Origin of the sequence: Muricauda brasiliensis (assembly GCF_003057865.1) — a bacterium.
Lineage (GTDB): Bacteria > Bacteroidota > Bacteroidia > Flavobacteriales > Flavobacteriaceae > Flagellimonas > Flagellimonas chongwuensis.
The window spans coordinates 126,495-140,100 of sequence record NZ_QBTW01000011.1 but is presented as its reverse complement, the minus strand read 5'-3'; the positions used below and the strand labels follow the sequence as shown (position 1 = coordinate 140,100).

Genomic DNA, 13,606 nt, shown 5'->3' with positions numbered 1-13,606 from the left:
CTTTGGTAACTGAACTTAAGCGAACAGAATATTATATTTGAAAAAACTGGAAAAATGAAAATAGAACAGATATATACAGGCTGTCTTGCACAAGGTGCCTACTACATAGAGAGCGAAGGGGAAGCGGCGATAATCGACCCATTGCGGGAGATTGACCCCTATTTGAAAACGGCAAAGGAGAGCGGGGCAAAGATCAAATACATTTTTGAGACACACTTCCATGCCGATTTTGTAAGCGGACACCTTACGCTATCCAAAGAGACTGGGGCGCCCATTGTTTACGGCCCAACGGCAGAACCCTCTTTTGATGCCATTATTGCCAAAGACCAGCAGGAGTTTAAACTGGGTAAAATCACCATAGTGGCGTTGCATACCCCGGGCCATACCATGGAGAGCACTACCTATTTGTTGAGGAATGAAAAAGGAAAGGACCATGCCATTTTTAGCGGGGACACCTTGTTCCTTGGAGATGTTGGCCGTCCCGATTTGGCCCAAAAAGCGGCCCATATGACCCAAGAAGAACTGGCGGGCACCTTGTTCGATAGTCTGCGCAACAAGATTATGCCATTGGCAGACGATGTAATCGTTTATCCGGCACATGGTGCTGGTTCCGCGTGCGGAAAAAATATGATGAAGGAAACCGTGGACACCTTGGGCAATCAGAAAAAGATGAACTATGCCCTTAGGGCGGACATGACCCGTGATGAATTTATTGATGAAGTGACCGATGGCTTGTTGCCACCACCTCAATACTTCCCGCTCAATGTAAAAATGAACAAAGAGGGTTACGAGGATATCGATAAAGTATTGGAAAGAGGCACCCGGGCCCTTGCACCGGATGCCTTTGAGGCGGCCGCCAATGAGACTGGAGCCATAGTGCTAGATGTACGTCATCAAGATGAATTTGCAAAAGGACACGTTCCCAGGTCTATATTTATTGGATTGGATGGAAGTTTTGCCCCATGGGTGGGAGCATTGGTCGCCGATGTAAAGCAACCCATACTTTTGGTGACGCCGGAAGGCAGGGAGGAAGAGACCATCACTCGATTGTCCCGAGTCGGGTTTGACCACACCTTGGGCTTCTTAAAAGGCGGAATAGAGGCTTGGAAGGCAGCAGGAAAAGAAGCGGATACCGTGGATAGTATCAATGCGGAGGAGCTAAAAAGCTTGATGGATAAGGGAGTGCCCGTTTACGATGTCCGAAAGGAATCGGAATACCAAGCGGAGCATGTGGAAAATGTAAACTTGACACCTTTGGATTATATCAACGAACACTTATCGGAATTTCCGGAAAAAGAAACCTTTTATGTTCATTGTGCGGGAGGATATCGTAGCATGATTGCCTCTTCCATCTTAAAAAGTAGGGGGATACATAATTTAGTGGATGTAGCTGGTGGTTTTGCCGATATTAAAAAGGCTGGAATACCGGTTACGGATTACGTTTGCCCTACAACATTGAAGTAGGACAAAACCCCACTGGAAAATTAATTAAAAAAATAGTGTTGTGTAACCGTGGTTACTGAACGCGATGGGGAGTATGGTGTACTTTGGTCTCATAAAACAATGGGACTATGTCAATACTAGGTTTTTTGTTCAAAGAACATAACCTTCCCGATGAAATCCAGGTAATGGATAGGGAAGAATATAAGGAAGCTATATCCAGAGGAAAGGTGCAATTAGTGGATGTAAGGACCAAGGCAGAGTTTGCTTCTGGTCATATCAATGGAGCCAAGAACATTGACTTTTTTCAAGGTTCCGCATTCGAGTCAGCATTTTCCAAGTTAAAGAAAGATGCCCCGGTATTTATTTATTGCCAATCCGGAAACAGAAGCCAAAAGGCGGCGAGACGATTGGTGGAATTGGGCTTCGCCAAAGTCTATGATCTAAGGGGAGGCTATAGAAGCTGGTGCTATTAATTCATTTGCTATGCAAACTACTTTTCAAGTACAAAATCTAAAGTGCGGGGGTTGCGTAAAGACCATTTCCAACAAACTTTCTGAGATAAAAGAAATTAAAAATGTGATTGTGGATAAGGAAAGCTCATCGGTTAGCTTTGACCATCAAGGCGCCGATGTAGCTTCCTTAATTAAAGATGCCCTTAAACGCATGGGATACCCCACCATTGATGACAAGAATGGTTTTGTGGACAAAGCAAAATCGTTTGTAAGTTGCGCGAGCGGAAAGTTAGCTTAGGTAATTTAATGGACATCACCCTTTATCTTTTTTTCTAAAACCAGATACTGATTGACCCCAGAATCCCTTCGGAAGTTTTTCATCACCGGGAAACCCCAACTCTATTTTACCATTGCTTTCGGGAATATAATTTGTTCGGAATAAATAGTCCCAAAGACTCAGGCTAATTCCAAAATTCATTCCATAGCGATGACCCTCGGGAAGATTATAGGCATGGTGGTACAGGTGCATCACCGGATTGTTCAGCACATATTTTAATGGGCCATAGGTCAGTTTAATGTTCGAATGATTAAAGTGTCCGATTGCAATGGCCGCAAAATGCACAATATAGGCCTGTTCGGGCTCAAACCCTCCGAGGACCATCAATGCCAAAGTTTTTAAGGGTTTGTAGAGAACATTTTCCATCCAATGAAAACGCATGTGCGCTGCGAAGCCCATTTCCTTTACGCTATGGTGCACTTTGTGGAACTCCCAAAAAGCAGGGACCCTGTGCAAAAGAATGTGTGTGAACCATTGAACAAAATCGAGCACCACAAAAAACACAAGCAACTGTATCCATTGGGGCCAATTGGCAATATCCACGATGGCCAACGTTTTTGAACTGATTCCAATATCTTCAAAGAGCACGGTCAGGACTTTGTACACCCCGTTTATAATGATGGCGAATACGAAGAAATTGAAGAACATATAAAATACATCCAACCAAAAGTCCTTTCTAAAAATGGATTGTTCCCTGCGCCAAGGAAATAGGATTTCCAGCCCCCACACCAAAATTGAGATAAGAATCAACCCCCAGAAATAATTGGTGTACCAAGGCACATCAAAAATAATGGACCTCCAGGTCCATTGAACCATTCCCAGAAAACCATTAACGAGTGCATCAACGTATTCCATTGCAGCTATTTTAGCTCATACCATTCAATATCCTCCAAATTCTGGCGTCGTCCCTTGTCTGTAGGAGCATAATTTTTTGATAAATAGGTCAAAATCAATTCTTCGTTCGCGCCCAAATCCCAAAGGTTCTGGGTTTCTTGCATCCATTCTATAGTAGCTTTCCATCCTTCCCTGCTCATTCGGTTTTGGGTCACCAATTTTGCGGAATGGCAAGCGGTACAATTTTGTATGGTCGCTTCCATTCCTTTATCATCTATAAATCCGGTGGCAACGTGGACACCATTTTCTACTTTGTCGTAATCATCGGCGGTTTCTTCCAAAGGAATTTCCACAATGTCCGATTGTGGGGTATAGTTAGCCCAATAGTATACCCCCCCAAAGAGAAAAAGGACCAATATCAGAAAAGACAAGAGGGTTTTGGAAAGTGCCCGCACCTGTTTTTGAAAATCATTTTCCATATTACACAATTTTGACCGCAATACGATGGCAGGCATTGTTAAGATAGCCTTTCGGGTTCCAGCCAGGAAGTACCATCGGTTGGGCTTTTCCATTAGCATCTGTAGCCCTGCCCCATACCTCGTAATAGCCTTTTTTGGGAAATGTTACGGTCGCATTGAAATGTTGCCACGCCAAACGGTTAGCCGGTTTTTTAAGGGAACAGTTGTGCCAGGTACTGCCAAAATCGATGGAATATTCCATTTTTGAAACCTCAAGCTCACCCGCCCATGCATGGCCATTAATATTCAATGTTTTCCCCTCTTTGATTAGTGCTCCACTTTTTGGATAGGTTATCAAGGATTTTACCGGCATGGACTCTATGATGCACATATCAGAATCTTCGACCTTGCTGCCCGGGGCAACAGTTTCACAAGGGACTCGGTATGAGGTACCCCCCATTTTTTCACCATCGTGCACTTTGTTCCGGACACTGATTCGATTCACCCATTTCCCCGATGTGGATGCGGGCCATCCCCCACACACCAACCGCAATGGGTGTCCGTGGGCTAAGGGAATAGCCGAACCGTTCATGGCGAAGGCAAGCAAGGTTTGGTCTTGCATGGCCTTGGATATGGGAACACCTCTGGATATAGGTTCCTTTTTTGGGTCCCCGCTCAAATGGGTGTCTGCTCCGTGATAGCCGATGTAAACGGCGTCTGGTTTGATTCCTGCATCCTCCAGAACATCCCGTAGTCTTACTCCCGTCCATTCGGCGCAAGAAACCGCCCCAACGGTCCATTGGTTTCCTTTGGCTGGCGGATTGAACTCACTTCTACCGTTGCCCCCGCATTCTAGTGTAAGTTGGTAAGTATGGTGCTGAAATTTGCTTTTAAGTTCAGCAAGGGAATAAGTTTTAGCATTCTTTACGGATTCACCATCCAACGTTAACGACCATTTGGAAATATCAATTTGGTCCGGGATTCTACCGTTATTTCGAATGAACATATACTGGTTTGGGGTAATGTCATCGTTCAGCAAATGGGCCTTGGCTTCCATATTCCAAGGCTTATCGTTTAATACGACCATTTCCTTGTCCTTGTCGAACATTTTGAAAGGGTCAGGGTCCTGTAACCCCAAGGGCAAGTAATCATGTGGCATCCTATGGGCAAAAACTATGTCGCTGCCCAAAACGGTGGCCATGGCTGCCAACGAAATTTTGTGGGAGAAACCTCTTCTGTTCATGTAGGTCAAAATTTAAATGTATCGTAAAAATAGGCAAAGCTATGTAACCGATGTTACCGTAAGGTTGAAAGTGAACATGTAATTTTACGGTAAGGAACTGATTGTCAGAAATAACAAGAAGGTTATTAAGTAAATTGTACGGTAAAATCCAAAACTATCGATTATGAAAAAAAATATGGGCGGTGCGGACCGCACGATTCGGATTCTCTTGGCTCTCGTTGTAGGTGCGCTGTATTATTTTAATGTAATAACAGGAACATTGGCATATGTGCTTTTGGCCTTGGCCGCCATTTTCGTACTAACGAGCTTCATAAGCTTTTGTCCTTTGTATACGGTATTCGGAATTAACACTTGTAAAATTAAACGCTAAGTTTTTTGGTTGGTTGATAATGAAGGCCGCTCCAATTTTTGGAGCGGCTTTTTTATTTAATGGGGTTTTGAAGGTCTTGAGGCTCTCATAATTAGATGGTTGGACTCTGGTTTTATGAGCATTATCATATTTTGACTTGAAAACAGCGATTACATTTGATTCAAACTTAAAACCAATACATTGTGAGATCATTAGTAAACATTCCGTTGGTATCTTGGGAAAATGGCATCTGGATGATAGGGGTCTTCGCCCTCGTTGTCATCGTTTTAGTGGTTGCCGTTCTATCCTTGATGAATAGCGGTAAAAAATAAACGATTTCTAGAATCCCTTTTTGCCAAAATGCTGGCTTTTTAAGTTTGGCGCATTAGGTATTTAATTGATAATTAAGGGTTATTGGGGCTGGTATCAGCCCCATTTTTACTTTTCTCCCATGGTAACCAATGTTACTGTAGGAACAGCTTTGCCATTCTAATTTTGCCTCAAAACAATACAAATAATGAGGCATATATTCATTTTTATTGCATTTGGTCTAATGCAGGCTGCGATTGCCCAGGAACCTGTGAATATTTCTTTGGAAGAAGTATTGGAAAAGGTGAGGGAGTCCAATGCGAGCATTCAGATTTCCGATCAGGAAGCCAAAATGGCCAAATACGATTATAGATTTTCCAACTCCGTTTTTTTGCCACAGATTTCTGTTTCTCATACGGGAATGGCAACCACAAATCCTTTAATGGCATTTGGGTCCAAACTCAACCAAGGGATTCTGACCCAAGCAGATTTTAATCCGGATCTATTGAACGACCCCGATCAAGTGGAAAACTTTGCCACCGTGGTCTCCGTCCAGCAACCTTTGGTCAATATGGACGGTTTTTATCAGCGCAAGGCTGCCAAAACCACCATGGAGGCCAAAGAGCTTCAAGCCATGAGAACTAGGGATTATTTGGATTTTGAGGCCCAGAAAGCCTATGGCCAATTGCAATTGGCCTATCGTGCCGTGGAAGTCATGCAAAAAGCATACGATGCAGCAACTGCCAACCTGAACATGGCCCAGAACAGTTTTGACCAAGGATTACTTCAAAAAGCAGATTTGTTGGAAGTAAAAGTGAGGGTGACCGAAGTCTCCGATCAGTTGAAAACATCCGAGAGTAATGTGAAAAATGCTTCGGACTACGTGGCTTTTTTAATGAATGAACAAGTAAATGTTCCTTTTGAACCTACCCAAGAATTGTTGCCTGAAAATATCCGGGAAGCGACCGAAGCTTCCTTGGAGAACAGAGCGGATGTTAAAGCTATGGATTTGGTTTCTGAAGCGTACAGAGCAAATATGAAGGCGGATAATATGACCTTTTTGCCCAAGTTGAATGCCTTTGCGAGCTATGAGATGTATGATGATCAGATATTTCAGGCAGATTCCAAAGGATACATTGTTGGGGCAAGCTTGAGCTGGGATGTTTTTAAAGGTTCCCAACGCTTTGCCAAAGCAGGAAAGAGCAAGACTAGTTATGAAAAAGCAAAACAAGAATACGAACAGTACGTCGCCAAGAGTTCTATGGAGCTTCAACGCACCAAACGGATGGTCGAAGATGCGAAAAGCAGGCTCCAGACCTCAAAATTGGCTATGGAGCAATCCGAAGAATCATTGAGGATACGTACAAACCGATTTAAAGAGGGATTGGAAAAAACAACCGATTTATTAATGGCAGAAGCCACTTATGCCGAAAAGCAATTGGCCTATTATCAAATCATTTTTGAATACAATCAAGCACAATCCTTACTCACATTTTTAACCAAAGAATAATTGCAATATGAAAAACACTACGATATATAAAAGCATCATTTTAACTGTGTCCTTGGGGCTGACCTTAATGGGATGCGGGAGTGACGAAAAAAGGACTGTTGATACTTCTGCCGCGGTGCCAGTAACTGTTGCCGATGTGGACTTGGGCGATAGCGCTACCATCCTGGCAGGAAGTGGTCAAATAAAAGCAGTGAAGAGTGCCACCCTGAGTACCCGAATGATGGGTTACGTGGAGTCACTTCCCGTTAAAATAGGTCAGAAAGTAAACAAGGGAGACCTACTTATTTCCATCAATAATGGAGACCTAAGAGCTAAAAAAGCACAGGTAGAAGCTTCCATTACCGAGGCTACAGTGGCATTCAACAATGCTAAAAAGAACTACGAAAGATTTCAAAACCTTTTTAAAGAAAGCAGTGCCTCACAAAAGGAACTGGACGATATGACTGCCCGTTACGAAATGGCTAAAGCCAGATTGGAAGCAGCAAATCAAATGAAAAACGAAGTGAATTCCCAATTCGCGTACGCCGATATCAGAGCCCCATTCAGTGGCGTGGTGACCAATACCTACATTGATAATGGCGATATGGCCAATCCTGGAGTGCCTTTGGTTTCAGTGGAATCTCCAGGAACAGGGTTTGAGGTAGAGGCCAAAGTAGCCGAAAACAACATTTCTGCGATTGAAGTGGGAACAACAGCCCAAGTTTTGGTAAAAGCATTGGATACCACCATCACAGGTAAGGTTTCCGAATTGAGTGCTTCCGCACAAAATACAGGTGGACAATATGTAATGAAAGTAAGCTTGGATGAAACAGATGCCAAGATTTTGTCAGGTATGTATGCAACCGTTAGGCTAGAGACGGAAAATGAGAGCAATGGTAAAACAGTTGTGACTGTTCCGTCCACAGCCTTGGTGCACAAAGGGCAATTGGCAGGAGTTTATACGCTCGGACAAGACAATGTGGCTCTGCTGCGTTGGTTGCGTTTGGGTGAGAATTATGGGGACGAAGTAGAAGTATTATCTGGATTGTCCAAAGGAGACCAATACATCGTATCAGCCGAAGGAAAGCTGTACAATGGAGCTAAAGTAAGCATTCAATAACCCAAAAAAGCTCACCATGAAAGACGGACTAGCAGGAAAAATAGCCAAAGGGTTTATCAGCTCCAAACTAACGGTGCTCTTAATGATCGTGTTCATGGTCATTGGGGTGTACAGTTCTTTTTTGATTCCAAGGGAAGAGGAGCCACAGATTGATGTGCCCATGGCGGATATTTTTGTGGGATATCCTGGAGCCAGCCCAACAGAGGTGGAATCCAGGATCACAAAACCACTTGAAAAAATTATATCCAACATTAAAGGCGTAGAATATGTGTACACCACTTCCATGCAAGAGCAAGGAATGGCCATTGTACAGTTTTACGTAGGGGAAGATATCGAAAGATCATTGGTGCGTTTGTACGACGAGATCAACAAGCACATGGATCAAATGCCAAACGGGGTCACCATGCCTTTGGTAAAAACCCGTGCGATTGATGATGTGCCCATGCTTGCTCTAACGTTATGGAGCGATGAATACGATGATTTTCAGTTGCGAGAGATTTCTGGAGAGTTGATCAATGAGGTTGAAAAAGTAAACGGGGTTTCCATCACCAAAAAGATTGGTGGAAGAAACCGTCAGCTTCGTGTGGTAGTAGATAAGGATAAAATGGCCGAATCTGGAATTGACATGTTGGCCGTTGCCCAAATGATTCAGGCCAACAACCAGCAGATGGATGCTGGGAATTTCCTATCCAACGATACTGAATTTCACATCAGTACAGGAAACTTTTTGGAGAGCAAAGAAGACTTGGAAAACCTGATTGTGGGCACCAAACAAAATCAACCCATCTATTTAAAACAGGTAGCAACCGTTTTGGATGGTCCAGAGTTGCCCAAAAACTATGTTTCTCTTGGATTTGGAGCAGCAAGTGAGAAGTCAGAAACCTTTAAATCTGAGTATCCAGCGGTAACTATTTCTATTTCCAAAAGAAAAGGGGCCGATGCCATGAAGATTGCCGATGTGGTTTTGGATAAAGTGGAACACTTGAAATCAAATCTGATTCCGGATGATGTACATGTAGAGGTGATCCGTAACTATGGTCAAACAGCTTCCCAAAAAGTATCCGAATTATTGATGCACTTGATCGGGGCAATCATTGCCGTAACCTTTGTGGTGATGCTCGCCATGGGTTGGAGAGGTGGATTGGTAGTGTTCCTTTCCGTGCCGATCACATTCGCATTGACTTTGTTGAGCTATTATATGCTCGATTATACCTTGAACCGAATCACCTTATTTGCTTTGGTGTTCGTAACGGGTATTGTGGTGGACGACTCCATTATTATTGCGGAGAACATGCACCGCCACTTTAAGATGAAACGTTTGCCGTTCAAGGATGCGGCCATTTATGCCATCAACGAGGTGGGCAACCCGACCATTTTGGCAACCTTTACGGTAATCGCATCGGTATTGCCCATGGCATTTGTATCTGGTTTAATGGGACCTTATATGTCCCCAATGCCCATCGGTGCATCTATTGCCATGTTGTTGTCGCTATTTGTGGCTTTGACTATAACTCCATATTTGGGATTCATCTTTTTGAGAGAGAAAGACAAAAAGAACAAAAAAGAAAAAGAAGCGGTTGAAATTCAGGATACCTTCATTTACAAAGCCTACGAACGTTTCGAAAAACCACTGATTGAAAGTAGAAAGAAGCGATGGATTTTTATTGGCATCACAGTGGTATTGTTATTTGCTTCCGTGGGTATGTTCTTTACCAAATCCGTAGCCGTAAAAATGCTTCCTTTTGATAATAAGAATGAATTCCAAGTGGTTATCGACCTTCCCGAAGGAACCACTTTGGAGCGAACTTCAGCAGTTGCAAAAGAAGTTGGGGCTTATTTATCTACAAGACCTGAAGTGGTGAATTACCAAACCTATGTGGGAACATCGGCACCTATTACGTTCAATGGATTGGTAAGACATTATGACCTACGTGGGGGAAGCAATATGGCCGACATTCAGGTGAACCTTACCGACAAGCACGACCGAAGTGAGCAAAGTCACGATATCGCCAAGGTGTTGCGGCCTAGAATCCAAGAATTGGGTAAAAAATACCATGCCAACATCAAGATTGTTGAAGTACCACCAGGGCCTCCTGTTCTTTCCACCATCGTAGCCGAGGTGTATGGCCCCGATTACGATAAGCAAATTGCATTGGCTGATGATGTAAAAGAGATTTTGAACAACACCACCGACGTTGTTGATGTGGATTGGATGGTAGAGGACGACCAAGTGGAATATGATTTTGTGGTGGACAAAGAGAAAGCTATGCTTTATGGTGTAACGCCTCAACAAATTGTTCAAGTGATGGCCATGGCTTTCCGTGAGCAACCTGTTTCCCATATCTATCGTGAAGAAGCATTTGACCAAATCGGGATTGTTTTGTCCGTAAGTGAAAAGGATAAATCCAGTTTGGATGAAATAAAACAATTGAAGATAGCATCCCAACAAGGGAATATGGTGTCCGTGGGTGATTTGGTTTCCATCAAAGAGAGAATCAAGGCCAAGAGCATCTATAGAAAAAACCAAAAGCGAGTGGTTTATGTGATGTCCGATATGGCAGGTGACCTGGAAAGCCCAGTGTACGCCATTTTGGGCATGACGGATAAGTTATATCAATTGGAGCTGCCTCAAGGCTATTCTATCAACGAGCTCTATATGGAGCAACCCCAGTATGAGGATGACTATACGGTGAAGTGGGATGGGGAATGGCAAATAACCCTTGAGGTGTTCCGTGACCTTGGAATCGCGTTCCTTGGCGTAATTGTGATCATTTACATGTTGATCGTGGGATGGTTCCAAAACTTTAAAGCGCCAATGGTGATGATGGTGGCCATTCCACTTTCCTTGATCGGAATTGTGTTGGGTCACTGGATGTTGGGCGCATTTTTTACCGCAACCTCCTTTATCGGGATGATTGCCCTAGCGGGAATCATGGTGCGGAACTCGGTATTGCTTATCGACTTCATCAATCTTAGGTTGAATGAGGGAGTTCCCCTAAAGCAAGCCGTAATTGAAGCAGGTGCCGTGCGAACCACGCCTATTTTGTTGACAGCTGGAACCGTTGTTATTGGAGCTTTTGTGATCTTGTTTGACCCTATCTTCCAAGGGTTGGCCATATCACTTATGGGAGGAACCATAGTGTCTACCGTATTGACGCTCTTGGTGGTGCCATTGGTGTATTATATGATTGAACGTAAAAATTACAACTAACATGAAAATGATTATCGTCACCACGGTTGAGGAATATAAAAGCGAGGTTTTTAAACTGTTTAAAAAGGCTGGTGTGGAAAGTTTCAGCGGTTCCGATATCGACGGATACAAAAATGCCGCACCATTAATGTACACCAGCAGTTGGTTTCCTAGTGAAAAGGGTGGTTCCGCATCCGATATGTTCTTCTCCTTTACTGAAGAAGAAAAAGTAACCGAATTGTTCAAACTCATAAAACAATTCAATGAAAATAGCGAGACTACCAATCCCATAAGGGCAGTAGAAATACCCATTGAAAGAACCGTTTAAAATACTTTAAAAATGAGAAATAGAATCGTGCGAGGAGTAGCAGGGACCTTTATTTTAATCAGTTTGATCTTGGCCATATATGTGAGCCAGAACTGGCTTTGGTTTACCGCATTTGTCGGCGCCAATTTGTTGCAATCTTCCTTTACCAAATGGTGTTTGCTCGAAGATATCTTGAAAAAGTTTGGGGTGTCCGACGGTGAAAAGGAATGTTGCTAAAACCCTGCCATATTTGATAATTAAAGCATTTTCGTGACATTTGCACAAAACCTCACGAAAATGCTTTATCAACCTTGGCCCTGGTATGTAGCAGGCCCTCTGATTGCCATCATCATGGCATTGCTCATTTTAATGGGCAAACGCTTCGGAATGTCCTCCAACCTAGAGACTTTTTGCTCTATCGGAGGCGCTGGAAAATTCACAGATTACTTCAAAGTAGATATCAAATCCAAACGCTGGAACCTTTTGGTGGTTCTTGGTTCGGTAATTGGCGGATTTTTGGGCGCACATTGGTTGTCACCCAATCCAGCGGTCGATATTTCACCTAAAACCGTAAACAAACTTCAAGAATTGGGATTCAGTAGTGCAGGAAAAGCCTATTTGCCCACGGAATTATTTAGTTTGGAATCGTTGTCCGACCCAAAGGTCTGGATCATCCTTTTGGTTGCAGGGTTTTTGGTGGGCTTCGGAACGCGTTATGCAGGCGGATGTACCTCTGGGCACGCGATTTCGGGCTTGAGTAATTTACAGCGACCTTCACTCATTGCGGTCATCGGATTTTTTATTGGTGGATTGATTATGGTTCATTTGTTGTTCCCTTTAATTTTTTAAGCATGAAGAATCTAGTTTATATCATATTAGGGACATTTTTGGGAATCGTACTTTACAAATCCGAAGCAGCATCTTGGTTCAGGATTTATGAAATGTTCCAGTTCGATTCATTCCATATGTATGGAATAATTGGTTCGGCCTTAGCAGTTGGTGTGGTTTTGGTGCAATGGATCAAGAAATCAAAAACTAAATCCTTTTTTGGCGAATCCATCCATATTGAGGACAAGGAAAGGTCATTTGCGCGATATATCTTGGGAGGTACCTTGTTCGGATTGGGATGGGCTCTAGCCGGAGCATGCCCAGGGCCGATTTATGTTTTGGTCGGAGCAGAGTATTGGCCTATAATTCTGGTACTTATCGGTGCTGTTTTCGGTGCTTTTGTATATGGTGTTGTTAGGGGTAAATTACCGCATTAAGGTTGTCTTGACGGTATATTCGGGCCAAACAACGAAAATGAATGGTGCATTGATGGATTGCTTCTAGCTTTGCTCTCCCCAAACTTACGTAATAGTCCCTACATGAAGTTAACAACGTTTATCATAGACGATGACTTGGTGTCGCAATTTGCGACTCGGTACTGCATACAGCAATCCCATGGAAATTTCGATATTGTTACTTGCTCTAGCGGAGAGGAAGGCATACAAGCTTGTTTGAGTTCGATTGAGGAGCATAACAAATTGCCCGATATTATCTTTTTAGACCTAGTTATGGATGGTATGAACGGATGGGATTTTCTGGAAAATCTAAGAAACTTGTTCAAAGGACATCTGCTACCCAGTGTATATGTTCTTTCAGCGTTTACCAATGCAAAGGACCGTGCCATAGCCAAAAAGAACGGTATGATTTCGGGTTATGTGGACAAACCCTTGTCACGTTCCTATCTGGAAAAAATTTTGAAGGAAGAAGAGGCAAGACGAACCTAGATAGTTCCCTCGGTCTTTTTGAAGCAAATAGATAGGTGTGTTTGCATAAAATCCATCAAAAACCCTATTTTTGCAGTCCATTTTATGGAATGGCCCCGTAGTTCAATGGATAGAATAGAAGTTTCCTAAACTTTAGATGCAAGTTCGATTCTTGCCGGGGCTACTTTTTGACTTCTTAATGATTCAATAAAGCATTTCTCTTTCCAGATAGGCTTCAAGTCAACTTGTATTGGTGCAAACAGTTCTTCAAAATATGGAAGTGCGTAATGTGACACACAATCTGGCCACCAGCGAATTAGAATA

The 13,606-nt window shown here is 43.1% G+C and carries 16 protein-coding genes and 1 tRNA gene; 14 read left to right on the top strand and 3 right to left on the bottom strand.

Translation table 11 applies throughout. From position 1 onward, the window contains the following. The first annotated feature begins 54 nt into the window (after positions 1-54). The 3 genes from DCK90_RS06610 to DCK90_RS06600 all read left to right on the top strand — a co-directional run bounded on the left by DCK90_RS06610 (position 55) and on the right by DCK90_RS06600 (position 2,193). A complete protein-coding gene (locus DCK90_RS06610; RefSeq protein ID WP_108245397.1) occupies positions 55-1,464 on the top strand; it encodes an MBL fold metallo-hydrolase in 1,410 nt (469 codons plus the stop codon). A gap of 107 nt (positions 1,465-1,571) precedes the next feature. Continuing rightward, positions 1,572-1,916 (top strand): rhodanese-like domain-containing protein, encoded by a 345-nt coding sequence (locus tag DCK90_RS06605; RefSeq protein WP_108245396.1) that lies wholly within the window; start codon positions 1,572-1,574, stop codon positions 1,914-1,916. Between the two features lie 10 nt (positions 1,917-1,926). Beyond that, on the top strand, positions 1,927-2,193 hold the full coding sequence (locus DCK90_RS06600) for a heavy-metal-associated domain-containing protein (protein WP_108245395.1): 267 nt from the start codon (positions 1,927-1,929) through the stop codon (positions 2,191-2,193). Between the two features lie 15 nt (positions 2,194-2,208). Here the strand turns inward: DCK90_RS06600 and DCK90_RS06595 are convergent, their stop codons facing one another. The 3 genes from DCK90_RS06595 to DCK90_RS06585 are packed head-to-tail and all read right to left on the bottom strand — an operon-like array spanning position 2,209 to position 4,767. Beyond that, on the bottom strand, positions 2,209-3,087 hold the full coding sequence (locus tag DCK90_RS06595) for a sterol desaturase family protein (protein ID WP_108245394.1): 879 nt from the start codon (positions 3,085-3,087) through the stop codon (positions 2,209-2,211). A 5-nt stretch (positions 3,088-3,092) separates the two neighbouring features. Further along, positions 3,093-3,545: a monoheme cytochrome C gene (locus DCK90_RS06590; RefSeq protein WP_108245393.1), complete on the bottom strand. Its 453-nt coding sequence runs from the start codon at positions 3,543-3,545 to the stop codon at positions 3,093-3,095. A gap of 1 nt (position 3,546) precedes the next feature. Then, a complete protein-coding gene (locus DCK90_RS06585) occupies positions 3,547-4,767 on the bottom strand; it encodes a sulfite oxidase (protein WP_108245392.1) in 1,221 nt (406 codons plus the stop codon). Between the two features lie 163 nt (positions 4,768-4,930). On the opposite strand from DCK90_RS06585, the gene DCK90_RS06580 reads away from it, so the two are divergent. From DCK90_RS06580 to DCK90_RS06535, 11 genes are all read left to right on the top strand, one after another. Continuing rightward, positions 4,931-5,137, top strand: a complete 207-nt coding sequence (locus DCK90_RS06580) for a YgaP family membrane protein (RefSeq protein ID WP_108245391.1) — start codon at positions 4,931-4,933, stop codon at positions 5,135-5,137. Between the two features lie 182 nt (positions 5,138-5,319). Next, positions 5,320-5,448 (top strand): hypothetical protein, encoded by a 129-nt coding sequence (locus tag DCK90_RS17140; RefSeq protein WP_262497841.1) that lies wholly within the window; start codon positions 5,320-5,322, stop codon positions 5,446-5,448. Between the two features lie 185 nt (positions 5,449-5,633). Then, positions 5,634-6,935 carry a TolC family protein gene (locus tag DCK90_RS06575; protein WP_108245390.1) on the top strand — a complete coding sequence of 434 codons (1,302 nt, stop codon included), beginning with the start codon at positions 5,634-5,636 and terminating at the stop codon, positions 6,933-6,935. Between the two features lie 7 nt (positions 6,936-6,942). Beyond that, complete coding sequence (locus DCK90_RS06570) at positions 6,943-8,034, top strand: efflux RND transporter periplasmic adaptor subunit (RefSeq protein WP_108245389.1); 1,092 nt, start codon at positions 6,943-6,945, stop codon at positions 8,032-8,034. Between the two features lie 16 nt (positions 8,035-8,050). After that, the gene (locus tag DCK90_RS06565) at positions 8,051-11,245 is read left to right on the top strand and encodes an efflux RND transporter permease subunit (protein WP_108245388.1); all 3,195 of its coding nucleotides are present in this window, start codon (positions 8,051-8,053) and stop codon (positions 11,243-11,245) included. 1 nt (position 11,246) lies between these two features. Continuing rightward, complete coding sequence (locus DCK90_RS06560; protein ID WP_108245387.1) at positions 11,247-11,552, top strand: hypothetical protein; 306 nt, start codon at positions 11,247-11,249, stop codon at positions 11,550-11,552. A 12-nt stretch (positions 11,553-11,564) separates the two neighbouring features. Continuing rightward, entirely contained in the window at positions 11,565-11,768 is a 204-nt protein-coding gene (locus DCK90_RS06555; RefSeq protein ID WP_108245386.1) for a YgaP family membrane protein, read from the top strand. A gap of 60 nt (positions 11,769-11,828) precedes the next feature. Further along, positions 11,829-12,380: a YeeE/YedE family protein gene (locus DCK90_RS06550; protein WP_108245385.1), complete on the top strand. Its 552-nt coding sequence runs from the start codon at positions 11,829-11,831 to the stop codon at positions 12,378-12,380. A gap of 2 nt (positions 12,381-12,382) precedes the next feature. Beyond that, positions 12,383-12,796, top strand: a complete 414-nt coding sequence (locus tag DCK90_RS06545) for a DUF6691 family protein (protein ID WP_108245384.1) — start codon at positions 12,383-12,385, stop codon at positions 12,794-12,796. Between the two features lie 102 nt (positions 12,797-12,898). Continuing rightward, positions 12,899-13,303, top strand: coding sequence for a response regulator (locus DCK90_RS06540; protein ID WP_108245383.1), 405 nt, complete (start codon positions 12,899-12,901; stop codon positions 13,301-13,303). Between the two features lie 91 nt (positions 13,304-13,394). Beyond that, positions 13,395-13,466: transfer RNA gene (locus DCK90_RS06535), tRNA-Arg, on the top strand. Positions 13,467-13,606 lie beyond the last annotated feature (140 nt).